Annotated in this window: 18 protein-coding genes and 11 pseudogenes; 19 read left to right on the forward strand and 10 right to left on the reverse strand. The window is 37.4% G+C overall.

The features are described from left to right. Nucleotides 1–477: 477 nt before the first annotated feature. The 4 genes and pseudogenes from NYZ99_RS05165 to NYZ99_RS05180 form a co-directional block, all read right to left on the reverse strand. Nucleotides 478–2001, reverse strand: coding sequence for a helix-turn-helix domain-containing protein (locus NYZ99_RS05165; RefSeq protein WP_260574189.1), 1524 nt, complete (start codon nt 1999–2001; stop codon nt 478–480). Between the two features lie 327 nt (nt 2002–2328). Further along, nucleotides 2329–3033, reverse strand: coding sequence for a DUF4197 domain-containing protein (locus NYZ99_RS05170; RefSeq protein WP_260574190.1), 705 nt, complete (start codon nt 3031–3033; stop codon nt 2329–2331). Nucleotides 3034–3064: 31 nt separating this feature from the next. Next, a pseudogene (gene purU, locus NYZ99_RS05175) lies at nt 3065–3912 on the reverse strand (formyltetrahydrofolate deformylase). A gap of 105 nt (nt 3913–4017) precedes the next feature. Continuing rightward, on the reverse strand, nt 4018–4407 hold the full coding sequence (locus NYZ99_RS05180) for a hypothetical protein (RefSeq protein WP_260574192.1): 390 nt from the start codon (nt 4405–4407) through the stop codon (nt 4018–4020). 121 nt (nt 4408–4528) lie between these two features. Here NYZ99_RS05180 and NYZ99_RS05185 point away from each other — a divergent pair. From NYZ99_RS05185 to NYZ99_RS05195, 3 genes and pseudogenes are all read left to right on the forward strand, one after another. Then, nucleotides 4529–4997, forward strand: a pseudogene (locus NYZ99_RS05185) (Lrp/AsnC family transcriptional regulator). A gap of 84 nt (nt 4998–5081) precedes the next feature. Next, the gene (locus NYZ99_RS05190) at nt 5082–6503 is read left to right on the forward strand and encodes an alpha/beta hydrolase (protein ID WP_260574194.1); all 1422 of its coding nucleotides are present in this window, start codon (nt 5082–5084) and stop codon (nt 6501–6503) included. An 83-nt stretch (nt 6504–6586) separates the two neighbouring features. Beyond that, nucleotides 6587–7240: a DUF1684 domain-containing protein gene (locus NYZ99_RS05195; RefSeq protein WP_260574196.1), complete on the forward strand. Its 654-nt coding sequence runs from the start codon at nt 6587–6589 to the stop codon at nt 7238–7240. Nucleotides 7241–7308: 68 nt separating this feature from the next. Here the strand turns inward: NYZ99_RS05195 and NYZ99_RS05200 are convergent, their stop codons facing one another. The 4 genes and pseudogenes from NYZ99_RS05200 to crcB form a co-directional block, all read right to left on the reverse strand. After that, nucleotides 7309–8355 (reverse strand): porin, encoded by a 1047-nt coding sequence (locus NYZ99_RS05200; RefSeq protein ID WP_260574198.1) that lies wholly within the window; start codon nt 8353–8355, stop codon nt 7309–7311. Between the two features lie 113 nt (nt 8356–8468). Then, a pseudogene (locus tag NYZ99_RS05205) lies at nt 8469–9707 on the reverse strand (ammonium transporter). Between the two features lie 28 nt (nt 9708–9735). Further along, nucleotides 9736–10074: a P-II family nitrogen regulator gene (locus NYZ99_RS05210; RefSeq protein ID WP_260574200.1), complete on the reverse strand. Its 339-nt coding sequence runs from the start codon at nt 10072–10074 to the stop codon at nt 9736–9738. A gap of 293 nt (nt 10075–10367) precedes the next feature. Next, nucleotides 10368–10739: a fluoride efflux transporter CrcB gene (crcB, locus tag NYZ99_RS05215; protein WP_260574201.1), complete on the reverse strand. Its 372-nt coding sequence runs from the start codon at nt 10737–10739 to the stop codon at nt 10368–10370. Nucleotides 10740–11364: 625 nt separating this feature from the next. On the opposite strand from crcB, the gene NYZ99_RS05225 reads away from it, so the two are divergent. After that, nucleotides 11365–11751, forward strand: coding sequence for a nucleoside triphosphate pyrophosphohydrolase family protein (locus NYZ99_RS05225; protein WP_260574203.1), 387 nt, complete (start codon nt 11365–11367; stop codon nt 11749–11751). Between the two features lie 24 nt (nt 11752–11775). Here NYZ99_RS05225 and NYZ99_RS05230 read toward each other — a convergent pair. Continuing rightward, a pseudogene (locus tag NYZ99_RS05230) lies at nt 11776–12853 on the reverse strand (branched-chain amino acid aminotransferase). A 337-nt stretch (nt 12854–13190) separates the two neighbouring features. Between NYZ99_RS05230 and NYZ99_RS05235 the strand changes: the two are divergent. From NYZ99_RS05235 to NYZ99_RS05285, 12 genes and pseudogenes are all read left to right on the forward strand, one after another. Then, nucleotides 13191–13445: pseudogene (locus NYZ99_RS05235) on the forward strand (DUF4920 domain-containing protein); the annotation flags it as partial. Nucleotide 13446: 1 nt separating this feature from the next. After that, a pseudogene (mnmC2, locus tag NYZ99_RS05240) lies at nt 13447–14138 on the forward strand (tRNA (5-methylaminomethyl-2-thiouridine)(34)-methyltransferase MnmC2). A 71-nt stretch (nt 14139–14209) separates the two neighbouring features. Continuing rightward, the gene (locus tag NYZ99_RS05245; protein ID WP_338039319.1) at nt 14210–14869 is read left to right on the forward strand and encodes an epimerase; all 660 of its coding nucleotides are present in this window, start codon (nt 14210–14212) and stop codon (nt 14867–14869) included. Nucleotides 14870–14919: 50 nt separating this feature from the next. Further along, nucleotides 14920–15171 (forward strand): DUF1731 domain-containing protein, encoded by a 252-nt coding sequence (locus NYZ99_RS21360; RefSeq protein WP_338039320.1) that lies wholly within the window; start codon nt 14920–14922, stop codon nt 15169–15171. A 140-nt stretch (nt 15172–15311) separates the two neighbouring features. Next, a complete protein-coding gene (locus tag NYZ99_RS05250; RefSeq protein ID WP_260574205.1) occupies nt 15312–15884 on the forward strand; it encodes a nucleotide exchange factor GrpE in 573 nt (190 codons plus the stop codon). A 9-nt stretch (nt 15885–15893) separates the two neighbouring features. Next, nucleotides 15894–17012, forward strand: coding sequence for a molecular chaperone DnaJ (gene dnaJ / locus NYZ99_RS05255; protein ID WP_260574206.1), 1119 nt, complete (start codon nt 15894–15896; stop codon nt 17010–17012). A 217-nt stretch (nt 17013–17229) separates the two neighbouring features. Continuing rightward, nucleotides 17230–18163 (forward strand): annotated as a pseudogene (locus tag NYZ99_RS05260) (ABC transporter ATP-binding protein). Beyond that, nucleotides 18156–19492, forward strand: a pseudogene (locus NYZ99_RS22800) (ABC transporter permease). The pseudogenes NYZ99_RS05260 and NYZ99_RS22800 overlap by 8 nt, the downstream one beginning before the upstream one ends. 2 nt (nt 19493–19494) lie before the next feature. Further along, the gene (locus NYZ99_RS05270) at nt 19495–20421 is read left to right on the forward strand and encodes a mechanosensitive ion channel family protein (protein WP_260574224.1); all 927 of its coding nucleotides are present in this window, start codon (nt 19495–19497) and stop codon (nt 20419–20421) included. Then, nucleotides 20418–21146: a hypothetical protein gene (locus tag NYZ99_RS05275; protein ID WP_260574226.1), complete on the forward strand. Its 729-nt coding sequence runs from the start codon at nt 20418–20420 to the stop codon at nt 21144–21146. The genes NYZ99_RS05270 and NYZ99_RS05275 overlap by 4 nt, the downstream gene beginning before the upstream one ends. Beyond that, complete coding sequence (locus NYZ99_RS05280; RefSeq protein WP_260574228.1) at nt 21130–21294, forward strand: hypothetical protein; 165 nt, start codon at nt 21130–21132, stop codon at nt 21292–21294. Before NYZ99_RS05275 ends, NYZ99_RS05280 begins: the two co-directional genes overlap by 17 nt. 10 nt (nt 21295–21304) lie before the next feature. Further along, nucleotides 21305–22467: pseudogene (locus NYZ99_RS05285) on the forward strand (sigma-54-dependent transcriptional regulator). Between the two features lie 8 nt (nt 22468–22475). Here NYZ99_RS05285 and NYZ99_RS05290 read toward each other — a convergent pair. Then, nucleotides 22476–23159, reverse strand: coding sequence for a hypothetical protein (locus NYZ99_RS05290; protein ID WP_260574229.1), 684 nt, complete (start codon nt 23157–23159; stop codon nt 22476–22478). Nucleotides 23160–23353: 194 nt separating this feature from the next. Here NYZ99_RS05290 and NYZ99_RS05295 point away from each other — a divergent pair, with 194 nt between their 5' ends. The 3 genes and pseudogenes from NYZ99_RS05295 to NYZ99_RS05305 all read left to right on the forward strand — a co-directional run bounded on the left by NYZ99_RS05295 (nt 23354) and on the right by NYZ99_RS05305 (nt 26619). Next, on the forward strand, nt 23354–24241 hold the full coding sequence (locus NYZ99_RS05295; protein ID WP_260574230.1) for a PPK2 family polyphosphate kinase: 888 nt from the start codon (nt 23354–23356) through the stop codon (nt 24239–24241). Then, nucleotides 24207–25611, forward strand: a pseudogene (locus NYZ99_RS05300) (M28 family peptidase). The gene NYZ99_RS05295 and the pseudogene NYZ99_RS05300 overlap by 35 nt, the downstream one beginning before the upstream one ends. Before the next feature lie 76 nt (nt 25612–25687). Then, nucleotides 25688–26619, forward strand: a pseudogene (locus tag NYZ99_RS05305) (peptidylprolyl isomerase). Nucleotides 26620–26874 lie beyond the last annotated feature (255 nt).

The raw sequence follows: 26874 nt of genomic DNA on the forward strand, positions 1-26874 counted from the left end.
ACCTTTTAGGAACCATTGTTGTATTAGTCATTCAGGCCAAAGTAACAGGGTATGCCACCTAATATGGGAAATGCTTATAAACGTTTACCGTTCCGATAAATCTTTACGTCTTTTTTACATTTTGTAACAATTGGTCTTGGTTGCGTTATATTTTTAAAAATTGAAAATAAGGGGAAAGGATCTACCTATTTCTCGATTTTTAAGTGAAAATTATTGAGAATTGAAAATTCCTGCAGTTTTAAGAGGAGATTAAAAGGGAAATGTGTAAAAATAAAAATTGAAGTAAAGTGCAGCCCTAAAGGGTTTGATGACTAATTCAAACAAAACTCCTGAGGTTTTAAATACTATTTCCTTGGGAAGATGTACTTCAGAGCTGCTTTATACAATTATAGATTCACTTCAAAATAAAGGGCTATAAAGTGAACAAAGGGAAACACTTATAAACGTTTACGTAGCCGATTGAAGGTTACTAATCCTTTACGAACGAATTACTTGGGAACAAACGGTTCGTTGATATTCGCTAGGTGTAACTTGTGTGTCTTTTTTGAACGCCTTGTTAAAGGTTACCTTGTTATTAAAACCAACTTCGTAGGCAACATCGATGATGTTGAGGTTTTTTTGAAAGTCTGTATGGAATATTTTCTTTGCTTCGTTTATTCGATACTTGTTTACCAATTCGTTGAAGTTCATATCAAAATGCTCATTAATAACTTGAGAGGCATTGTGCCTTGAGGTATTGAGTCTTTCTGATATTTTTTCTAGGTTTAAGTCGTTTTCCTTGTGTATTTTCTCCACCTCAAAAAGTTGGATAAGTTGTTCTTTTAGCTCGTTTGAGAGGCTATTGGTCAATCCCGATTTTTCATATTTGAAGAATATTTTATTAAAGGATGAAGTTCCATTAAAAACACTGGGTTGTACGTTCGCACAATATCCAATATACATTACCATGGCGGCCATACAAATAATCTGAATGTGTATTAGGAAATCGGCCATTTGGTAGTTGGTGATTAAAAGCCCGTAGGCGGCATAGCAGAATACATAGGAAATGTGAATGAAATAGATGTTTCTTTGCCAAATTCTATTTTCTCTGTTGATTCCCTCCTGATTTTTAGATGACATGTAGAGTCTTCTTATATAAAATCCGTAAACCATTAAGGATATTAGCTTAAGAATCACAATTATCATGAGTTCGCTAGAGACTCCAAGATTTAAATTTCCACCAGCATTGGACTGCATCAAATCAAATTTTTCATCCGCCGGCAACATGTATATAGGAGTGGCATAAATTAGAAATGAAATAGTAGGCAAAAGATGCAGCAGGTCCTTAATCCTAAACTGATATTTTTGAGTGGTTCTTTTAAAATAAAAGTAGAGCAGTGGCCCATATAGGAAACTAAACCCCGTTGACATTAAATATGTATGGGGAAATTTGTAGTGATAATTGGTGATATTAAAACAAATGTGTAGTATAAAGAACGAGTGGATAAAAATGAAACTGCTAATAAGAACCTTGGCAACCTTATCTATTTTTTTGTTAAATTGAATAACAACGGCTGTATAAAAACCAATTAGGCAAACATATAGATACAGAAAAGACCGGACCGTAAATTTTGGGGTATATTTTTCTGATACTTCAACAAATTTTTCTGTTTCCCTAATCCCATCAAACCATGAATCTGCCAAGACGTCCGTATTAAAGTCAGCATGAAGATATTCTTCTATATAGGATATACTGTGATCTACATCTTTTAACGCAGAATAACTTTGGGCCACTTTCTTTAGAACGGGAGCATGTTCCATTTCCTCCATTTCTAGGACTTCCTTGTAGGATTCAATGGCCTCCGGAAATTTTTTCTCGGAAAATAGGATGTTTGCCTTGTCCAATATTGGTTGGGACACTTTTTTTCCATTGACCTTTAAAGGGTCGATAGTTATACTATTTTTGGAAAATCCATAAGCGCCCAAAAGTAAGAATGTGATTAAGATTCTTATTTGAAGCATGATTATTATTTAGATTGATGAATTAGCAAAGTCTTAAATTAATCATAATACAGGACACATTTCTTAAAAACCTCTTAAAATGGTAAGCCCCGATAATAATTTACCTCTTTAAACTGAAAAATTGGGAAGCTCCTTTGGCTTGAAGGAATATTTGCAAAACAAAAAAACCGGTGGGGACACCGGTTTTTTAACTAACTAACTCAAAAAATACTAACTCAAAAATTTGAAAAAATAAGAATTATCTTGAAAGGTGACTTTACCTTTAATAGACTGACATATAAAAAATTAACGTCAAAAATAGGGATATATTGTTGTGAGCGAAGAAAATTAATCCTGCAAGGCAAAAACCTTACGAAGCAGATCTGTTGTTCTTGCAGCCACATTATTTCTGATCTCTTTTTCCTCAAGTGAAATCATTGTATATACCCCATCTAAGGCTTCTTGGGTAACATAATCGGTCAAATCAGGATTTACATCATTGGTCAAAGGAATGGCATTATACCTATTTATTAAATTACTCCAAATTTGGTCTGCACCCACTTTTTCAAAAGAGGATTTGATTACTGGATTAAATTTGTCGTATAAAGCAGTGCTTGTTCGCTGCTTCAAAAATGCAGTAGCTGCATTATCACCACCAAGTAGTATGGATTTAGCATCATTAAAGGACATACTTCTTACCGCATCCACGAATATGGGAGTAGCCTCAGAAACGGCATCTTCAGCGGCTCTATTCAACACCTTTAGCCCCTCATCGGCCAAATTTCCCAACCCAATATCTCGAAGGGTTTTATCCACCTTTTTAAGTTCTTCCGGTAATAGAATTTTGACCAGTTCATTTTTAAAGAAGCCATCCGTCCTGGTTAGTTTGCTAACCTGTTCCGAAATGCCCTTTTCAAGAGCGGCCTTTAGACCATTTGCAATTTCGGCGTTTCCTAAAGTAGTTCCTGAAGGCAATTGATTAACAACTTGCTGTAATTCATTACAGGATACTAGCATAAATAAAAGGACGATAGTTCCAAACTTTTTGCTCATAAATTATAATTGTAAAGTGATATTAAATGGTTTACGAGAAAATCACAGTTTTATTGTTGTAAACCATTGTTTTTCTATGTACGTGTAGTTTAACGGCTCTAGAAAGGACAATTTTTTCCAAATCACGGCCCTTACTTATAAAGTCAGAAATAGAGTGTATATGGGAAACAGTTGTTACATCTTGTTCAATGATAGGGCCAGCATCCAACTCCTCTGTAACATAATGGCTGGTCGCCCCAATAATTTTAACTCCTCTTTCAAAAGCTGCATGATAAGGTTTGGCTCCGGCAAAAGCGGGCAAAAAGGAGTGGTGGATATTTATAATTTTGTCAGGATAAAGATTAATTAAGTTACTACTGACAATTTGCATATAACGTGCCAATACAATAAAGTCAACCTTGTAGTCTTCAAGCAGGGCTATTTGTTGCTTTTCACAGGCCTCTCGGTTTTCTCTGCTGAAGGGTACGTGGTGGTAAGGTATATCAAATTGATCCGCAACATATTTTAAGTTGGGATGATTACTAAGTATAAAAGGTATTTCAACAGGGAGTTCCCGCGAGTTAAACCTACTCAATAAGTCATAAAGGCAATGGTTGTACTTGGATACAAAAAGAGCCATTTTAGGTTTTTTGCTATCGGTATGTAGACTCCATTGCATTTGATAGGTAAGAGCCAATTGTAGTTCGAAGTTTTTCTCGGAGAAGATCCAAATCAACAGCTTCAAAATCGCTCTCCAAGCGCATAAAAAAAACATTAGCAGATTTATCTACATGTTGATCCGAGATAAACAATGTTGCCTTTATGATTATGTATAAACCCGGTAACCGAACTAATAATGCCTTTTTGATCGGGACAATTGATTAAAATAATGATTTTCAAAGCGAGTAGTTTAAAAATCAAAAATAAGTCATTCTACGTAGGACAAGGAAGTTAATTGAAGTTTCGTTTACTCCTTTTAAATGCTAATTATGTGATATTTGTGCGTTATCTAATGGAGACCTTCCATTTTCTATAATATTTTCTAAAGCTTTTTAGCTCGGAACGGAGTAGGTTGATATATTCCGTTTCTTTAACCCCATCCTTTTCTAAACCAAGGCAATAGGAGTGAATATTCCTAATCATAATATTAATGAAGGAGACGTTTTGTAATCGTTCGGAAGTGGAGCGAGACGATTCTACCAATGCTATTTTTTGGGGAATTAAAATCGCGTCAGTTAAGATAGAATTGGCAATGATATCCCTAAGACTATTACTTTCATATAGTCTCAAAAGATCCTTGTTAAAGGAAACATAGGAGGCTATTTCCCTGCTCATTCGGCAAAGTTCCAAAGCCTTTTTATATACTGGGATATTTCTAAGATTTTTATGGGACATCTTAAGTTTTTAGAACTTGATATACTATAAAATTACAACAGACCAATGGTTTTTATCTTTTGTTTGTTAAGCTATTTATTAAATTTACTTTATTTTGCAAAATATAATTGGTCAAAAAATTATGAATATAAAAATTGATGAGCTTAACTGGAAAATTTTGGAAAAGCTTCAGGACAATGCAAGAGAATCCTTTGCGCATATTGGTAGGTCTATTGGCTTAACGGCACCCGCGGTTGGGGAAAGGGTCAAGAAGATGGAGGATCTGGGTGTAATAACTGGGTATCACGCAAAAGTCTCCCATTCCCATACTGGGCATCAGTTGAAGGCCATTATTACCCTAAGGGCGTTTATGGGAAAATTGAAGCCATTTTTGGCCATAGTGAATTCTTTTGAAGAAGTAGTTAATTGTTATAGAATTACCGGTAATGAAAATATAGTTATGGAAGTTGTATTAAAGGACCAATTTCATCTCGGAAAGATTTATTGACAAATTAATCCAATATGGAGAAACTAGGACTAATATTGTTCTTTCGCAAGTGATTTCGAATGCACCAATGAATCCGGTTAGAAAAATTGAGAAACCACATTGAATTTAATAAAAGTGACCATATGAATCGGACTGAATATTTAATTATAGCTTAATTTTTGGCTAGATTTTTGTAGTAGTTTTAAATATGAAAAAATTATTACCCTTGATTTTTTTGGTTTTACCATTGACAGTTTTTTCGCAACAACTAAAAATTGCCAAAGGAACCATCAACGATAGTTTGGCCATAGCAATAGAAGGAGAAAATAATGAGTCGTTCTCCCTATATGTACCTACAAATTTTACCATGTCTAAGGCCTGGCCGGTTCTTTTTCTTTTTGATATGAATGGGAAAAGCAAGTCCGTGATTTCCATGTTTGCCACCGCAGCGGAACAGGAAGGTTATATTTTGGCCAGTTCTAATAACATAAAGGATACTCTGAGTCTGTCCCAAAATGTATTGATAGCCAATAGAATGTTTAATGCTGTTTATGAAATGATTCCCATACATAAAGAACGGACTTACGTTGGGGGAATAGGGGATGGAGGACGTTTTGCAACGCTATTGCCAACATTTATTAAAGATATTAGGGGTGTACTTTCATGTGGTGCGGCAATTGCGAATACGGAGGTCCTTACGCGAAAAAGTCCATTTTATTTTATTGGAATCGCTGGAAGATCGGATTATAATTATAGGGAGTTGTTAGAGAGCAAAATGATTTTGGACAATCTTAATTTTCCAAATTTATTGATATTGTTTGAAGGAGAACATCAATGGGCTCCGATGGAAGAGATAGCTTGGGCTTTAAGGTCGTTTACCCTATCTGAAATGGCCAAGGGAAATGTTCCAAAAAATGACAGCCTTATCACTGATTATTATGAGAGTTCCTTAATAAAGGCCAATAAATTACTATACAATGATAAGCCACTACTTGCTGAAAATGTCTTGGATAATTCAATAGAGGTGTACAACCCTTTAGGGGATTTAGACTCTTTAAAAATATCCAAAAAAGTTCTTAGAAGGAGCAAAACATATAGATCCAAGAAGCGCTTACAAGACAATTTCTTTTTAAAAGAATCCCTGACCAAGGAAGATTATGGGTATTACCTAGAAGAGGATATCTTTACCTATAACTACAATAATTTGGGATGGTGGAATTTTCAAATGTCCGAATTGGATAAGATGGACAAGAGCGGTAACGAATTTGAATTGAGGATGTCAAGTAGGCTTAGAGGGTTTTTAAATGCATTGATTTCTGATAATATTAATATTATTTCCACCAATCGGGAGGTTGATTTAGAGGCGTTGAATTTTTTGTATCAGCTTAAAACCATTACAGACCCTGATAGTCCTGAAAATTATCTAAGGGTAATTTCCTATAGCTCCCAAGTGGAGGATTATGGAACAGCTATATTTTATCCGGAAGAATTATTAAAGACTGGTTATGACAATAAGGAAGAGCTATATGGTCTTGAGCATACCGCACTATTTAGAATTACGCCGGAGTTTAATGCGATGATAGCAAAATATCTAAAGGATGCGCGCTATGATATCATCGAGGAACAATAATATTGGGATTTCCAATGTCTCTCAATTGATCAAATCTGTTTTCGTATAAAATCATATGGTACTTTAGTAAAAAATATAGAACAATGTATCGATTAATGATTTTTACACTTATTTCAATTTGTTTTTTAACTAGGTGTAAGGAAGAAAAGAAATATCACGACGCAAAACCCAATTTGGTAGCCCAGGCTCCTACCGATAAGATTGCCGATATACTAGCACATCAACAAAAACTTAATGATGAGTTTAAGGATCCGGAGGAATCCCCATTACCAGATAGATTTAGAAAAGATTTTAACGGGCTTGATTTTTTCGCTCCGGATACAAATTATGTTGTTGAAGCTGAGTTCATAAGAACCCCGGATGCCATCCCATTTTTAATGCCTACAACAACGGATAGGCAATCGGAAGAAGTGGTGTATGCCAAGGTAAGATTTGAAATTAATGGAAAGCCATTCAATTTAGAAGTTTACCAAAATTCTGAACTTATGAAGAAGGAAGGGTATGAAGATTATCTTTTTCTCCCTTTTACTGATTTAACAAATGGGGAAGAAACTTATGGTGGAGGACGCTACATGGATTTAAGGATCCCCAATGGAAGCACCATAATCCTAGATTTCAATAAGTCTTATAATCCTTATTGTGCCTACAATAAAAAATACTCCTGCCCATTAGTGCCATCCGTAAACCATTTGGATACTAAAGTTTTGGCTGGAGTCAAAAAATTTGATAAAAAATAAAAACCCGGTGATTCCACCGGGTTTTTCAACTTAAACAAAAAATCGATTAGTCCTTGATTTGATTCTGTTTAGAATGAGTAGATGGCGGCCAAGGCAAAAGAAGAAAGGCTGTTCGTGAACTCTCCATTGCTATTAAAAAATGGCTCATTATCCTTACCAAAGCTATCCAAACGAATTTCTGGTTTTATGATCAAATTTTCTTTTGTAAAGCTTCCTGTCAAGGTAAGGGCAGTCACAGGAACATCATCAAAGCCTTCTTCGGTGTACGCAAAATATTCACCTCTGAGGCCAATGGCAAAACTTTCTGATGTAGTTATCTGCGGATATATGGCTGCTCCATAGAATCCGCTATTCGTCTGTGAATTATCATTATATGCAGCATTGATACCAAAGAAAAAGCTATCGGAAAGGTCAAAACCTCCGGTATAGTCGATTTCGAAACCAAGTCCTCCTGCAACTTCACTACCACCATCGTAATAAACGTTCAAATATTGACCATAAACACCTAATTGTCCTCCAACAGCATAAACGCCTGAACCGCTAATATCATTGGTGTCCCAAGGGTTTGTGATGGCAAGCATTAAACTTACATCATCAGAAAAGGCGAAATCAGCTTTGGCACCAAGATGTGAAAAAGGATCGTTTGAGAACAAGTAGGATACACTGTAGTTGAAGTTTGCGGCTGGAGCAATAACTTCATACCCTACCCAAGTGTTAAAACGACCTATGGTTAAGGTAGTTTTTTCGGAAACATTCCAATAGGCATAGGCCTGGTTTATAATTCCATTTAAAACATCATTATTAAAGGTGGCCTCTGTACCTCTAGGTCCAAATACCAAGTCCACAACAACTCCTGTTTTTCCCATGTCGTAAGTCCCTATTAAATTGGCCATACCTAGAGCAAATCCAGTTTGATTGGCAAAAGAAGTTGGGGTAGCTGTTGTAGCGTCACCACCATCCATGAAGGTAGTCCTGTAATAGGCATCAATAGAACCGCTTAAAGAAAATTTTGAAGCACTTTCCTCTTCCTGTGCCATTATCGAAACCGCTGAAAAAAGGGCCAATGTTGACAAAAAGATATTTTTTACGAATTTTGTATTTATAATCTGTTTCATATGTTTAAATTTTGAATCCTTCGGATTATTTTTAAGTGATTAATTGTAAATAAAAATGAAAAGGTTATGTAACGGAGCGTTTGGCAGAACGCTCCGTTTTTTGTTCAATATTATTAATGTTGGTTCATTCTGAAGTCAGCATAAGCATCCATTCCGTGCTCATGGATATCCAGGCCTTCCAATTCCTCATCTCTCGGAAACTCTTAGACCCAAAGTGGCCTTAAGTATACCAAGTATAATACCTGCACTCACGACGCAGAAGGCTCCAATAATCAACACTCCATATAATTGGGTCAACAATTGATCTATACCTGCTTTGCTTCCAAAAATACCTACGGCCAAAGTTCCCCAAATACCACAAATCAAGTGAACTGCTATAGCACCAACGGGATCATCCAATTTTAATTTATCGATTAGTGCAACACCAAATACAATTAGTATTCCTGCCAAGAACCCTATCACGACGGCTTCATTAGGGGACATTAAATCTGCACCTGCAGTAATACCTACTAATCCACCAAGGATACCATTTAGGAACATGGTAAGATCAAGATTCTTATAAAGAATGGTGGAAGTTATCATAGCACCAAAACCACCCGCAGCAGCGGCTAAACTTGTAGTTACCAATACTAAAGAGGTCAATTCGGATCTGCTGAAAGTACTGAACCGCCGTTAAATCCAAACCATCCCAACCATAGAACTAAAACTCCCGCGGTCGCTAAAGGAATATTGTGACCTGGGATAGCGTTTGGTTTGCCGTCTTTACCAAATTTTCCAATTCTTGCTCCCAAAAGAGTAACAGCTACCAATGCTGCCCATCCACCTACGGAGTGAACTAAGGTTGAACCTGCAAAATCATAGAATCCCCATGAATCCAAGAAACCTCCACCCCATTTCCAAGCACCTACGATTGGGTAAACCAATCCTACATAGATAATTGTGAAAATCATAAAGGAACCAATCTTGATACGCTCGGCAACTGCTCCGGATACAATAGTGGCTGCCGTTGCAGCAAACATTCCTTGAAAAAGGAAATCTGTCCACCAAGTGTAGCCTCCATCAGCGTAATCAGGTGTCATACCACCTTCCGGTGCGCCGATTCCAAAACCTGCAAATTTCAAAATTCCTGCGTCCCCATCCTCAAAACCGGGATACATAAGATTGAATCCGAAGGCATAATACAATAAAAGTCCTCCGGTAATGATAAATATATTTTTAAATAAAATGTTAATCGTGTTTTTTTGTCCGGTTAAACCTATTTCCAAAAAGGCAAAACCGGTATGCATGAAGAATACCAAAGCGGTAGCCAACATCATCCATACGTTATTCGCTGTAAATAATCCTGCGTCCATTTTTTAAAAGTTTTAGTTAGTTGATTTTTTAGTTGATACCTGCGTGACCGCTTTCTTTTGTTCTAATTCGGTATGCCTCTATGACATCAGAAACAAATATTTTACCATCACCTACATTCCCGGAATAAGCGGTTTCCAAAATTGCGTTAACGGTTTTCTCTGCAAACTCGTCGGATACAACTATGGTTAGATATCTTCTTTGGATATCTGTGGTACTATAGGAAATACCACGGTATACATGACCTTGTTTTTCATTTCCAACTCCCGTTACATCCCAGTAACTAAAGAAATTGACCTCTATTTGATGCAATGCTTCTTTGACTTCATCAAACTTGGATTTTCTGATAATTGCCTCGATTTTTTTCATTGTACTAATTGTTTTAGATGGGCCAAATGTATGTTAAAATAATTAACACCCCTTCTTTTAAGGGGGGTATTGCCTTCATTTTTATGTTTATAATAAATAACCCCCCTAAAAATTAATGGTATTGATATTTGAACTGTATTATTTTATGAATTTGAATAACCAAACCTATGCAAATGAGGCATGTTTTGTAGATAATGCAGTAAAAAGCCTCTTTTTGGTGGAAATTGTTTAAAAAACAATTAAAAAGATGAAAAATGTTTGATAAATGATATATGAAGGGGCAGCTGTTAAAATTATAACAACTTGCAAATATATAGTCCTAAAGCTATCGCGAGGATACCGATTATTATACTTAGACCTAGATAAACGGACATATATAAGATGGAATGTTCCTTAAATAGGATATGGCTTTCCAATGCAAATGTGGAGAAGGTTGTAAAGCCACCACAAAAACCAGTTGCTAGAAATAAAATAAGGTTCTCGCTTAGGTAATTGTTCTTAATGGAAATTCCTATTAAGATACCTATTATGAAGCAGCCTAAAATATTGACTAAAAAAGTACCAAGGTAAAAATTGGGGTAATACGTATTTAAGGATTTGGAAATAATGTACCGTAGAAAGCTTCCTATACCACCACCAAGAAATATAAGCAAAAACTGTTTCATACCTTACAAAGGTATAAACTAAACAGCTTTTTTGTAGTTGGAAGTAATTAGATTAATCGGATAAATTACAGATTGATTTTCTTCTGAAATCATCTTTGTAGGTCTTTTCGACTTTTTACTAGCATTTTGTAAGCTTGCAATGACCATCGCCACATTAAGTCCGATTAATACCAACAAGATTGTAAAAAATGTCATCATAGTTATTGCCCCTTTGTAGATGAATAACGCAAAATTACGTTATTTGGTATATTATACGTGAAAATCAGGGGTTTTGTTGTCAAAAGGCCAATTTTTGTGGCGTACGTAAATTTTACGTTAATTATTGAGTAAATACTTAATACAAAAAAGGATAATTATGAATATTATAAAGAATATTCCCACCCACTTGACGCCTTTGTAATTTTTACTGGTGCAATTTTAAGTCCTTCTTGTACATTAACGTTATAATAACTATGAAAGTGATGGCAAATAGAACCGCAAAAACAATTTGTCCTGTGGTGAACATAATTTTTATTTTTACACAAAACTAAACGAAAACACAGGAAGTTTAATGTAATGTTTTATTCAAACTCATTGTGTTTGAATAAAACATTACATCTAACATTTAAAAAGTAATTATTATCGGATGAAAAGTAAGATTAACGCCGTACAACTATTTCATGAATCATTTGGTTTAGGCGTATCACATGAGATGAAGGCCAATTTGGGAAAATCCAAAAACCAGTTACGATTCAATTTGATGGACGAGGAAAATAAGGAATATTTAGAGGCCGCATCAAATGATGACCTTGTTGAGGTTGCGGATGCCTTAGGTGATATGCTTTATATACTTTGTGGAACTATTTTAGAACATGGTATGCAACATAAAATAGAGGAAGTCTTTAATGAAATTCAACGTAGCAATATGAGTAAATTGGGTGAGGATGGTAAGCCGATTTATAGGGAAGACGGAAAGGTTTTAAAAGGGCCCAACTATTTTAAGCCCGATATCTCCTCTATTTTGGATAAATAAAAAAAGGGCTCTGAAGCCCTTTTTTTATACATTCACTTTATATCGCCAGCCGTATTTATCTTCAGATTTGTTATACTGAATATCAGTAATTAATTTTTTCAACTTTGCTGCGTAACTGTTTTCTAATTACGGAAGATCATAATCCGAACCTTTATAGCCAAAAGCTGCAATAGGTGAAATAACCGCTGCGGTACCAGCACCGAACATTTCTTTTAAGCTACCATCCTTGGCTGCATTTACTACTTCGGTTACGGTAATTTTTCGTACTTCTGTGGGAATATTATTGTCCTTGGCAATTTCCAAGATGCTTTTTCTCGGTAATACCATCCAATATTCTATCACTGGTTGGTCCCGTAATTAAGGTATCATTGATTCGGATGAAGATGTTCATCGCACCCGCCTCCTCAATATATTCATGTTCTGTATCATCTGTCCGAGATAACTTGATTGTACCCTTTCTCAATAGCCAATTGAGTAGGGTAAAACTGACCCGCATAGTTACCTCCGGCTTTAGCGAAGCCAACCCCACCATTTGCGGAACGGGAATACGTTTGTTCAATTAAGACCTTTACTTTGCCGGAAAAATAGGATCCGGAAGGGGCGCAGGCAATAATAAACTTATACTCATCCGCAGGAGAGGCATGGAATCCATTTCCTGAAGCGAAAATAAAAGGTCTTATATATAAGGATGAACCTTCATTTGTGGGAATAAAATCACTATCCAATTCTAGTAAAGTGGTAAGACCTTCCATAAAATAGTCCTCCGGTAATTCGGAATGGCAAGTCGTTTTGCAGATATGTTTAACCTTTTTTGATTGTCCAAAGGTCTAAATAGGAAAATATCGCCATTGATGTCTTTATATGCTTTCATTCCTTCAAAGATGGCTTGTCCATAATGGAAAACCTTCGCTGAAGGGTCGAGCATTATTGGTTGATAAGGCATTATCTTCGGGGTCTGCCACTCACCATTCTTATAATCGCATACCAACATATGGTCTGTATATACGGAACCGAATTTTAAATTGTCGAAATCGACCTGATCTATTTTAGAAGTCTTTGCCTTCTCGATATTTATATTCACATTTTTAGTTTCTATGCTCATTCCAAAAAAATCTTTAATAGATTAAAATTAATCAAATATATGTACAGCCCCTTCTTTTTTAGACTAAAAATCAGCAGTTTTGTAATGGGAATCTAATTTTTAAAAATTATGAAAGGTTTTAACATTTTACTTGTCTTATTGTTGATAGGTTTCAAATCTTTAAGCCAGGAAAAGACATCTGTATCGAACGAATTAAACACATTTGGTGAATGGGTAGATGAATCAAATTTAGAAAGTTCCCAAGACATGATGGCTTTGTATAATGGTTTAACCTCACGGCGAAACATTAAGGGCTAAGTTCACTGGTAAAGTCAAGGAGGTTTGTCAAGCGAAAGGATGTTGGATGAAGGTAGAACTGACTGATGGAAATGAGGCTATGGTCAGATTTAAGGACTATGCTTTTTTTATGCCCAAAGATATTGCCGGTAAATATGTAACGGTGGATGGTATTGCATTTGCCGAGGAAATGAGCATAGAAGATCAAAAACATTATGCCAAGGACGGTGGTGCAACAAAAGAGCAATTGGAAAAGATTACTATGCCCAAAAAGACGTATGGTTTCGAGGCTAGTGGGGTACTGATTAAGAATTAGTTTGGAAAGAGAGATCATTACTACTGCTGATGGGTCTAAGACCATTCAAATAAAGGAATGGAACGAGCAATATCATTCGAAACATGGGGCCATACAGGAGGCCTATCATGTATTTATTAAAAACGGACTGGATTTATTTGAGCACCAAGATCTTGCAATATTGGAAATAGGGTTTGGAACCGGTCTAAATGCATTTATCACACTATTAGAAGGTTCAAAAAAATGTCTCAGCATACATTATGTGGCGGTTGAGGCATATCCAGTTAGTGTCGCTGAGATCAGTCAATTGAACTATGTGGAGGAACTCGATGCGCTGGAAAAACAGCGTGATTTTGAGAAATTGCACAGTAGTCCATGGCATGAAGCTTCATCTATTACAAAGGATTTTACGTTACAAAAGGAACAAAAGGATTTTAACGATATTCAGAGTTCTTCCCAGTTTGACCTAATTTATTTTGATGCTTTTGGTGCCCGAGTGCAACCAGAACTTTGGACTGTTCAAATTTTTGAGAAGATGTTCCGGGCATTAAAAAATAATGGAGTTCGCGTCACCTATGCCGCGAAAGGTAGCGTTAGAAGGGCCATGCAGGAAGTTGGTTTTGAAGTAGAGCGACTTCCCGGTCCTCCCGAAAGAGGGAAATGTTGAGAGCCGTGAAAATCCAATTGAAAATACGCACCGTTAATTTGTCTTAAAAACCGGCTTTCAATGTTAAATCCAAATTAAACCTACATTTGGCCTTATAAGAAAACAATATCTTTGGTCTATGAAGATATTAATAACAGGTGCGACCGGGTTGGTGGGGACAGAATTGGTATCTCAATGTCTTACCAAAGGTCACGAGGTAAATTACTTGACTACAAGTAAGGACAAATTGGAGTCAAAGACAAACTATAAAGGTTTTTATTGGAATCCAAAAAAGGGCGAAATCGACATTCGATGCTTTGAGGGCGTTTCTACAATTGTCAATTTAGCTGGTGCCAGTATTTCCAAAAGATGGACTACCAGCTACAAAGATCAAATCTTGCAAAGTAGGATTGATTCCCTAGATACACTGTATAGGTCGCTTAATCAATTGCCTAGTCACTCGGTAACTTCTATTATATCGGCATCCGCTATCGGTATTTACCCCGATTCATTATCCAATTATTATGAGGAAAGTGAGGAACAAATAGATAATAGTTTTTTAGGAAAAGTGGTTTTAGCTTGGGAAGAAAAGGCTGATGAATTCAAAAAACTTGGTTTGTTGGTTTCTAAAATTAGGACCGGGTTGGTATTGTCCAATAGAGGAGGTGCTTTACCTCGAATGGCACAACCTGTTAAGTACTATGCTGGGGCCGCATTTGGTTCCGGACAGCAATGGCAATCATGGATTCATCTTTCCGATTTGGCTAGAATGTTCCAATTCATTCGGAAAATGAATTAGAGGGTGTTTTTAATGGGGTTTCTCCTAATCCCGTTACAAATAATAGATTAGTGAAAGAGATTGCCGAGGTTTTAAAGCGCCCATTATTTTTACCTAATATACCTGAAATTGTCATGAAGGCCCTACTAGGGGAGATGAGTTATTTGCTATTTGCCAGTCAAAGGGTGAGCAGTAAGAAAATAGAGGGTGAAGGGTTTATTTTTGAATATCAGAATATTTGTTCGGCATTGGAGGCTATTTATCAAGTACAAGAATCTAATACAAAGATATCCAACGATATATCAAAGGAATATGTGTCATAAATCTGCAACCAAAATCCAGTAACAATACTAAGATCCGCTTTTGGCGGATTTTTTTATAAAGTTTGGTGACATTTTGACATTTTTAAAGATTTGGCAGTACTTTTGCCGACTCAAATCGGAAGATTAAATAAGCATTGAACATGAGCAATAAAGATAAAAGGGAGAATATAGAGGAAGAGCTTTCCCAAGACCAAGTTTTGGAACAAGAAGGTTTTAATGAGGATCGTGATTCAGAGGATACTTTGGGGGAAAAGGATGAGATGACCGAAGAAGAACGTTTGAAGGAAGAATTGGGCAAGGAGAAAGATAAGTTTCTAAGACTTTTTGCGGAATTTGAAAACTATAAGAAAAGAACTTCCAAGGAGCGTATGAATCTCTTCAAAACGGCCGGACAGGAAGTTATAGTTTCCCTTTTACCCGTTTTGGATGATTTTGATAGGGCGCTGAAAGAGCTTTCCAAATCAGAGGATACAGAAATGTTCAAAGGTGTTGAATTGATAAAGGTAAAGTTTCGGGAAACATTGAAGTCTAAGGGTTTACAGGAGGTTGAAGTTTCGGTTGGTGATGCATTTGATGCAGAAATCCACGAGGCCATTACACAAATACCTGCACCTGATGATAGCATGAAGGGGAAAATAATAGATGTGATCGAAAAGGGCTTCAAGCTTGGCGATAGAATTATTAGACATCCCAAAGTTGTCGTAGGAAACTAAAAGAATAGTATGAAGGAAGATTTTTATGAAATACTTGGTGTAAGCAAAAGTGCCTCCGCTGCCGATATAAAAAAGGCATATAGGAAAAAAGCACTTCAATATCATCCGGATAAGAATCCTGGTGACGCCAAGGCGGAGGAGATGTTTAAAAAGTCGGCCGAGGCTTATGAAGTACTGAGCGACCCAAATAAAAAGGCGAAATATGACCAATTTGGTCATGCGGCCTTCGAAGGAGGTGGTTTTGGAGGAGGCGGAATGAACATGGATGACATTTTCAGCCAATTCGGTGATATTTTCGGTAGCGCTTTTGGTGGCGGCGGATTTAGTGGTTTTGGCGGTTTCGGTGGCGGTGGTCAACGAAGGGTCAAAGGAAGTAATCTGCGTATACGTGTAAAACTTACTTTGGAGGAAATTGCCAATGGCGTGGAGAAGAAGGTCAAGGTTAGAAGAAAAATACAGGCAGAAGGTGTTACTTACAAAACATGTTCAACGTGTAATGGCAGGGGCCAAGTAACAAAAATTCAAAATACTATTTTAGGAAGAATGCAAACAGCTGCCACCTGTAATACATGTGGTGGGAGTGGACAAGTGTTGGATGGCAAACCCGGTGATGCGGATGCTCAAGGCTTGAAAATTTCGGAGGAGACTGTATCCATCAATATTCCTGCTGGAGTTGAGGAAGGAATGCAGTTAAAAGTTCCTGGTAAGGGTAATGATGCTCCCGGAAATGGTATTCCTGGTGATTTACTGGTTGCCATTGAAACACAGGAACATGAGACCTTAAAGCGTGAAGGTGATAATTTGCACTACGATCTTTACATAAGTATTTCTGATGCCATTCTAGGTACATCCAAGGAAATTGATGCTGTTGGTGGTAAGGTTAGAATTAAATTGGAACCTGGAATTCAATCTGGAAAAATCCTAAGATTAAGAGGCAAGGGAATCTCAAGTCTCAATGGATACGGTAGTGGAGACTTGTTGGTTCACGTAAATGTATGGACACCCAAAGAGTTGAGCAAGGAACAAAAGGAATTCTTTGAACGAATGCAGGGCAATGAAAATTTTGAGCCAAAACCTGAAAAATCGGATAAGTCATTTTTCGAAAAAGTCAAGGATATGTTCTCTTAAACGTCAAAATATTTGGTGTTTAAATAAAAAACGTATATTTGAAACAATATTGGGTAACCAATATTAATTTTCTTTTTCATAGCAATTTTTTTCCCATCCTTGATTCTTTTGAGGGTGGGTTTTGTTTTTAGGTCATTTTAATTGGGTGATTTGGTAAAATTCCTATGGAAGAAAAGGCTTATGGAAACAATTCAATATCTTTGAACAAATTGCTTGCATGAATCATGTTTTGGTCGCAAATAAGGTCTCCAAAAGGTACGGTGACCACGCTGCTTTGCAAAATGTTTCCATAGAAATTCCCAAAAATAGTATTTACGGTTTGCTAGGCCCAAACGGGGCAGGTAAAACAACATTGATACGGATTATCAACCAGATTACATATCCCGACCAAGGAGAGGTGCTATTCGAAGGCGAACCCTTAAGGAGCGAACATATTGCACAAATTGGCTATCTGCCTGAGGAAAGAGGTCTTTACAAAAGTATGAAAGTTGGTGAGCAGGCTTTGTATCTCGGCCCAACTGAAAGGGTTGTCCAAAAGCGACGCCAAGCAAAAATTAAAGTATTGGTTTGATAGATTGGAGATAGGGGATTGGTGGGATAAAAAAATCCAAGAACTTTCTAAAGGAATGGCACAAAAGATACAGTTTATTGTGACCGTACTGCACGAGCCCAAACTCCTAATTTTTGATGAACCTTTCAGCGGTTTCGACCCAATAAACGCCAACATAATCAAGGACGAAATCCTTAATCTTAAGGAGAATGGAACCTCCATCATTTTTTCCACCCATAGAATGGAATCTGTAGAGGAATTGTGCGAGTACATTGCGTTAATTCATCGCTCGGAAAAAATACTGGATGGAAAGCTATCGGATATAAAGCAGGCCTATAAAAAGAATATTTTTAAAGTAGCTATTGATACCACGACACCTTCCGGATTACTGGAACAATTAAAAAATAGTTTTACAATATTAGATTCAGCCACCATGAAAGGTCAATTGGATTTTTCCGTACAACTCCAAAATGGCACATCTAACAAGTTGTTACAATTTTTAGGGACTCAGGGTATCATTAAAAGTTTTACGGAAACAATTCCTTCCACCAATGAAATTTTCATTAGAACAGTAGAAAATAAAGGTGTTGCTCATGAGTAAGCTACCGTTAATTATCAAAAGAGAATATTTGGCGAAGGTCAGGAACAAGTCGTTCGTTATAATGACATTTCTTAGCCCCTTTTTAATGGTAGGTATGATCGTTCTAATCGCCTATCTTACAAAATTGAATGACAATGAGAAGAGAATAATCGCCGTTCTGAACGAAAGTGATTTTTTTGCCAATGAGTTTTTAACTTCAGAAAGTACTTCGTTTGTGAAATTCAGGGACATCTCATTGGAACAGGCAAAAGATTCGACAATGAACATGGGGTATTATGGGCTGGTCTATTTGCCCAATGAGACCAATTTGGAAAAAGTAAGCCAGCGATCTTTTTTTTATAGTAAGGATGCACCAAGCACCAATACCCTGGAACGATTGGAGAAGATATTTAAGGAAAGACTGAAACAGGAAAGGTTAAGGGAATTTGGTATTTCTGCCAGTGAATATGCAGAAATGGACAATGAGTATGAATTGAATATTTCAACTTTTGATGGGGAACATAACCTAAAGGGCATAAACGAGATAAAGGCCGTTATAGGTGGAGGCTTTGGTTATTTGATTATGATGTTCATCATCATTTATGGTGGATTTGTAATGCGCAGTGTTATTGAGGAAAAAACTAGTAGGATCATTGAGGTCATCATTTCTTCCGTAAAGCCCTTTCAGTTAATGTTAGGTAAGATTATTGGGACATCCTTGGCGGGTATCACACAATTTGGAATTTGGATAATTTCCGGTGGCATCCTACTTTTTTTGTCAATGGCAATTTTCAATATAGACCCTTCCGACATGTCAAAAGGAGGCATGGGTCGGGATTAGGCAGTGCACCTAATCCTATAATTTCTTCGGCAGACTCCAATATGATATTGTATGCCCAAGAAATTATGGATATACCCTGGGTTCTATTAATTTTCTTTTTTCTAATTTATTTCATTACGGGGTATTTAATATATAGTTCAATTTATGCGGCCATTGGTGCTGCGGTTGATAACGAAACGGATACCCAACAATTTATTTTTCCTATCATATTACCCCTGATGCTAGCCATTTATGTGGGATTCTTTTCGGTCTTTAGCAATCCACATGGGCCTATTGCCGTCGGCTTCTCATTATTTCCGTTAACATCTCCTATAGTAATGCTTATGAGACTTCCCGGAGGTATAGGGGAAGGTGGTGTTCCCATATGGCAATTGATCTCATCGATTTTGATATTAATAATTACCTTTATTGGTATCGTTTGGCTGGCCGCTAAAATTTATAGGGTAGGTATACTTATGTACGGTAAAAAGCCCAGCTATAAAGAGTTGCTTAAATGGCTTAAATATTAATAATGGCCCAAGAGGAAAAGGAAAAAATAAAGGAGATTATAGAGGAAGATATCACGGAGTCCATTAAGGAGTTTCTTGACCTAGGCTTTCATTATACATCGGGGGATAAATCGATTCACATTACTATTGGTCTGTTATTGTTATTGACCGTAGCATTTGTAGTTACAAGTTTTGTACTACAATGGGTACGCAAGTTTTTCACTAGAAGAATGGAGACCGATGATAAGTTGAAATTTATCAGCATCTTCAAATTCATAAAATATGTGGTCTACATCGTGGTAATCCTTTTTACCATGAGCGCCGCAGGAATTGATATTACTATCCTTATTACTGCATCGGCCGCACTGTTCGTTGGTGCGGGACTGGCCTTGCAGGAGTTGTTTCAAGATATTATTGGTGGCATATTCATAATTGTCGATAAGTCCTTACGTGTAGGCGATATTATAGAAGTAGATGGAAAAGTGGGTAAAGTGTTTGAAATAAAGCTGCGGATCACAAGGGCTATCACAAGGGATGACAAAATCATCATAATTCCAAATCATCATTTTATCAGCGAAATAGTGTATAACTACACGCAAAACCACAAGACCACCAGGGAAAGTGTTAAAGTGGGTGTTGCCTATGGCAGTGATGTCCAATTGGTAACTAGTATCTTGGAATCTATTGTTCGAGAGCAAAGAGGAGTGCTGAAAAGCCCTAAACCATTTGTCCTTTTTGAGGATTTCGGGGATTCCGCCTTGTTGTTTTCGCTCAACTTTTACATTAGTGATAGTTTCTCAGATCCTAGATTAAAAAGTGAACTGAGGTACAAAATCGATGCGGCATTTAGAAAAAACAATATTACCATACCGTTTCCTCAAAGAGATGTTCATATTTATCAGCAAACACCTTTTCAGCATAGTAATGTCCAAACAGATAGTAAGGAATGATGGGCAGATGTAGTTGGGCCCTAATATTTGTGTTTTTTGTAAACTTTACAAACTGGGCGCAAACCCCTGATGTTTTTAGGGCGGAATATATGTTGATGCCAGAAAACCGTGCAGGTGTGGAAACATCTAGGATTAAATTACTGGCGAACGTTCCTATTGCTATCCAAAAGAAAAGAGATTTTATAGTTTTGGGCAGTGAATATAATCGTTACAATTTTGAAGTGCCGGATACTTTGTTCTCTAATGCGGGAGACCTAAGAAAGCTGCATGTTTTTGACCTGAACTTTGCCTACGTTTATAAATTGTCCGAAGAATGGAGAATGGTAGGGGTAGTCACTCCAAGATGGTCCTCCAATTTTGTGGAGGAGCTCCAAGAGGACGATTTCAATATAAATTATACATTGGGAGCCTACCAAGACAAAAAGAATATAGAAAAGCCTTTTCGTTTGGTTCTAGGGCTATCCTATAATTCTAATTCCCCGGTTCAAGTACCTTTGCCCGTTTTGTATTATGAAAAGCGATTTCATCCCAATTGGTCCTATATCTTGGGAGTTCCAAAATCCGGAATGAAATATTTTACCCCAAAAGGTCATTTTTTCCGGACGGAATTGTTTGTGGACGGATATTATGTCAACATCCAAAACAATATATTGCTTTCACGGAAACACTTTATCTACGGATGTTTCTTATACGGCATTATTATTGACATTGGGATATCAGTATAAGATTACCAAGGATATGTCCGTTTATTTGGTTGGGGGGCACTCCCTTTTTCAAAATGGGGCACTTAGGGATAACGAAAGAAAGGATATTTTTACATTGTACGATGAAGCCGGGCTATATTTTAGAACGGGATTCAGAATAGGAATTTAAAGAAAGTAGTATGTCAAAGATTTTAGTGATTGAAGATGAGGCTGCCATTAGAAGAGTATTGGTGAAAATACTCTCCGAAGAGAGCGATAGTTATATGGTGGAAGAAGCGGAAGATGGTCTTAAGGGATTGGAGACCATTAAAAATAACGACTATGACCTAGTTCTTTGCGACATTAAAATGCCTAAAATGGATGGCGTAGAAGTTCGGAAGCCGCTCGAAAAATAAAGCCTGAAATTCCGTTTATTATGATTTCGGGTCATGGCGATTTAGACACGGCTGTAAACACTATGCGTTTGGGTGCTTTCGATTATATATCAAAACCACCTGATTTGAATAGATTATTGACAACCGTTAGGAACGCATTGGATAGAAAGGACTTGGTCGCCGAAAATAAAATTCTCAAGAAAAAAGTAAGCAAGAACTTTGAAATGGTGGGGGAAAGCGATGAGATTTCTGCCATAAAGGAAATGATAGAAAAGGTGGCCCCAACGGATGCCAGGGTGCTCATTACTGGGTCAAACGGTACCGGTAAGGAATTGGTAGCTCATTGGTTGCACGAAAAGAGTGCAAGGAGCAAGGCACCTTTTATTGAAGTGAACTGTGCCGCCATTCCTTCTGAATTGATAGAAAGTGAATTGTTTGGTCATGTAAAAGGAGCGTTTACTTCGGCGGTAAAGGATAGGGCGGGTAAATTTGAAGCTGCCAATAAAGGAACCATATTCTTGGACGAAATTGGGGATATGAGCCTATCTGCCCAGGCAAAAGTGCTAAGGGCCTTACAAGAAAATAAAATTTCAAGGGTAGGGATCGATAAGGACATTAAGGTAGATGTTAGGGTATTAGCGGCCACAAATAAAAACCTTCAAAAGGAAATAGAGGAAGGAAGGTTCCGTGAAGATTTGTATCACAGGCTTGCAGTCATTTTGATCAAGGTCCCAAGTCTTAATGATAGGAGGGAAGATATTCCATTGTTGATAGAACATTTCTCCAATAAAATTACTGACGAGCAAGGTATGCCTTCTAAAACATTTTCGGAAAAGGCGGTCAAACTTTTAAAGGCTTATGACTGGACGGGAAATATAAGGGAACTTAGAAACGTGGTGGAAAGACTCATAATCTTAGGAGGTACTGAGGTATCGGAAGAAGATGTAAAGCTTTTTGCCAGCAAATAACCATGATTTTATTTACCGTAGCAGTCACTTAGCTTCTCAAGGGCGTTCGCCGTAATTTCCTTTGTTCTAAGGTAATAGTATTTTTTGCCTTCCGTTAAGTTTTCTATCAATAGTTGGCTTTCACATTGTTGAATAATGTTTTCCACAAAACTGCTGGCTTCCTTACAGTTAACGGTTTCAACAACAGTATTCAGGGATTTTCTGTACTTCTCCAAGGATTGGTCTATTTCCTTATAAATTGGATTTACAGATTCCGGTTTTTTTGATGCTTCATTGTGTGATAATGAATTTTGGGAGGCATCCCTATTTTGTTCTTCGTGGTATTCATGTTCGGAGAGCGAGTTTAAACCTTTCATGATATTTTCCAAAGAATTTAATAATAAGTCCTTAGCCTTAAAAAGTTTCTCTTGTTTTGTTGCTGATTTTAGGTTTTTAATACCTTCCTCCAAATCTTTATTGGCGAATTCGCAACCGCAATTGGTAAGTTTTTTTTCGGTTTTCTGTATTGCACCTATAGCCTTATAAGTATGGTATTTTAACAGATTTACATCGGGTTTTTCCAAAGCCATTTCTATCTGCGATTTCGCAAATTGAATGTTGGCTTCGGCATATTCACATTCTCTAAGGTTTTCAAATGAACTCAAAGAAATGAAGAATATTACTAGGATGAGGTTTATGTAGGTTTTGTTCATTCTAATAAGTTAGGTTGTAAAATTTGGGATTTTACAGGCTATAAAGTTACTATTCAGAGCCGCTCCAAATACTATTTTTTCGATAGGACATCGCAGTTGTTCGTTTAAAAGTCCATCGGTTCATTTTATAGGGTAAAGGGGTATTTTTATTAACAGTTGTAGCTATTTCACCAATTAAAATTCTATATTTCAATATGGATTATATCGATACGGAAAAATATAGGGTACGCGAAAGTATACAAATGGCCAAGGTTCCCAGCTTTGAGGACTTTGGAAGAACAGATAAGCAACTAAAAAAGGATCTTAGCAAGATTAGAAGGGAATTGGGTGAATTTCAAGATACGCTCTATGCCCACAATAAGTATAGTGTACTTATCTGTTTGCAAGGTATGGATACTGCTGGTAAGGATAGTTTGGTGCGGGAGGTATTCAAGGACTTTAATGTTAGGGGCGTACAGGTTCATAGTTTTAAGGTCCCTACCGAGCTGGAATTGGACCACAACTATTTATGGAGGCATTATTTGGTATTACCTGCAAAAGGAAAATTTGGGGTATTCAATAGAACACATTATGAAAATGTTTTGGTTACCAGGGTACATCCGGAATATATTTTAAATGAGCGTATACCTGGTATACACGAGGTAGATGATATTGATCAAAAGTTTTGGGACAAGCGTTTTGAACAGATAAATAATTTTGAAAGGCACCTGCACGAAAATGGTACTATCATCTTCAAATTCTTTTTGAATCTTTCCAAGGAAGAACAGCGGCAGCGATTACTGAGAAGATTGGCAATAAGGGAAAAACATTGGAAATTTTCTCCTGGAGATTTAAAGGAGAGAAAATTATGGGACAACTATCAATTCTGCTACGAAGAGGCGATAAACAATACTACCAAGGAGCATGCCCCATGGTTTACAATACCGGCAGACAACAAAAAGGCGGCCAGGGTGATAGTCGCCAAGATATTGTTGGAAAGGTTAAAAAAATACAAAGATATCAAGGAGCCCGTTCTGGAAGATGATATTATGGCTAATTTAGATGATTATGAAAATCAACTTCGTAGTGAAAAGGACGATTAAACTTGTTATTGCTTGCCTTCTGTTTGTTCAAATTGGTTTTGCCCAAAATTCAGATGAAGAATTCATTAGGAAAATTTATGATGCTGCACTTACCAACGGCAAGTCCTATGATTGGTTAAACCATTTATCAAATCAAATAGGTGGACGCCTTTCAGGGTCCGTCCAAGCCCAACAGGCGGTTAACTACACAAAGCAGGAATTGGATTCGCTTGGTTTGGATAAGGTCTCGGCTACAACCTGTAATGGTTCCAAAATGGGTGAGGGGAATACCGGAGTTTGCTTATTTTGAAACCTCACCTGGAGTCACGACCAATGTTCCAATTACAGCACTTGGAGGCTCCATTGCCACGCCGCCTAATGGCCTGAAATCAGAAATTGTAGAGGTAGACGGGATTGAAGAACTGGCAGTTCTTGGAGAAGCAAAGATCAAAGGCAAAATAGTTTTTTACAATCGTCCTATGGATCCTACTTTGATCAATACCTTTTCTGCATATTCAGGTTGTGTGGATCAACGATATGCCGGTGCCATGGAAGCCTCTAAATATGGAGCTATTGGAATTATAGTAAGGTCTATGAATTTGCGATTGGACGATTTCCCACATACTGGTTCTATGAGCTATGGGGATTTGCCCGAAAACGATAGAATTCCAGCGGCCGCTATCAGTACCAATGCTGCGGAGTTATTAAGTGCCACCTTAAAACTAGACCCCAAGATTAAATTTTATTTCAAACAAAATTGCAAGCAGTTTCCCGATGTGGAATCTTATAATGTAATCGGTGAGATAACTGGAAGCGATTTTCCGGAGGAAATTATTGTTGTGGGCGGGCATCTCGGATTCCTGGGATTTAGGGGATGGATCGCACGACGATGGCGCGGGTTGTGTGCAGAGCATGGAAGTATTGCAAGTTTTAAAACAGATAGGATATAAACCGAAAAGAACCATTCGAGCGGTACTATTCATGAATGAGGAAAATGGTTTAAGGGGAGGAACGGAATATGCTCGAGTTGCGGCGGAAAAGAATGAAAACCACATTTTTGGTTTGGAAAGTGATTACGGCGGTTTTACGCCACGGGGTTTTACTTTTGATGGTCCGATTCCAGTTTTCAAAGAATTCAAAGTTGGAAGAATCTTTTTGAGCCTTATCTAATCCATCTGTTCGAAAAGGGTGGAAGTGGTGCTGATATAGGTCCATTGAAAAATGATTTGATTACACTAGCAGGCCTTCGACCTGATTCACAACGGTATTTTGACTATCATCACGCGGAAAATGATACGTTTGAGCAGGTAAACAAGAGGGAACTGGAGTTGGGTGCCGCAACAATGGCCAGTCTAATTTATCTTGTTGATAAATATGGTTTAACCCCTTAATTGTAAGTTCAATCATTAGTGCTAGACTTCAATTTATTCTTTTAACTACCTTTGCACTTCATTTAAAATATGCAAAATGGAAGACGGATTATATGCGAAATTCAATACTAGTAAAGGTGAAATATTGGTAAAGCTTACTTATGACAAAACACCTGGAACAGTTGGAAATTTTGTAGCCTTGGCCGAAGGTAAAAGGAAAAACAAGATTAAGGAACTGGGCGAGCCTTATTATGACGGATTAAAATTTCATAGGGTCATTCCGGATTTTATGATTCAAGGGGGCTGTCCTCTTGGAACTGGTACAGGTGATGCGGGCTATAAATTCGATGACGAGTTTCATCCGAATTGAAACATAATGGCCCTGGAGTTCTTTCTATGGCTAATGCCGGTCCTGGTACCAATGGAAGTCAATTTTTTATAACCCATGTCCCCACACCTTGGTTGGACGGAAAGCACACTGTTTTTGGACATGTAGCCGCTGGTCAGGAAGTTGTGGATTCCATCGCTCAAGGGGATATTATGGATTCCGTAGAGATTGTTAGGATTGGGGAAAAGGCCGAATCTTGGGATGCAGTAAAGGCTTTCGAGAAGTTTGAAACTTCAAAAGCCGAGCGCTTGGCTGCCGCTAAAGCAGCTCAAATAGCCGCATTAGACAAGATTGCCGCTGGGTTTGATGAAACAGATTACGGGCTTAGATACAAAATGATACAGAAGGGAGATGGACCAAAGGCCGAAAAAGGTAAAAAGGTGTCGGTTCATTATGAAGGGGCCTTGGTTGATGGCCAAGTTTTTGATTCTTCGTATAAAAGAAATTCACCTATTGAATTTCAATTGGGAGTTGGTCAAGTAATCCCGGGATGGGATGAAGGTATTGGTTTGCTTCAGGTAGGGGATAAGGCGCGTTTTGTTATACCGTCGGATTTGGCTTATGGAAGTGCCGGTGCAGGAGGTGTTATACCTCCGGATGCCACCTTGATTTTTGACGTTGAGTTAATGAAGGTGGGGTAAGAATTAAATCTAGTTCGTAACATAAAACACCTCGGATTTTCCGAGGTGTTCTTATTTCGTCCTGAGATAACTAGAAATCAGGATAAGGGCATTGAACAATACCAATACGAAAACAATAGCTAGAAAGGTTTTCATTTAAGATAGGGTTAAAAAGTTAACAAAATGAATTTCAGATTTATCTGAATAACAATTTGAACTTTGAAAACCCTACTCGAATTTAAGCGATTGTTAATTTTTCTTCCTCCTCAAACTGGT

Origin of the sequence: Maribacter litopenaei, from assembly GCF_025244665.1 — a bacterium.
GTDB lineage: Bacteria > Bacteroidota > Bacteroidia > Flavobacteriales > Flavobacteriaceae > Maribacter > Maribacter litopenaei.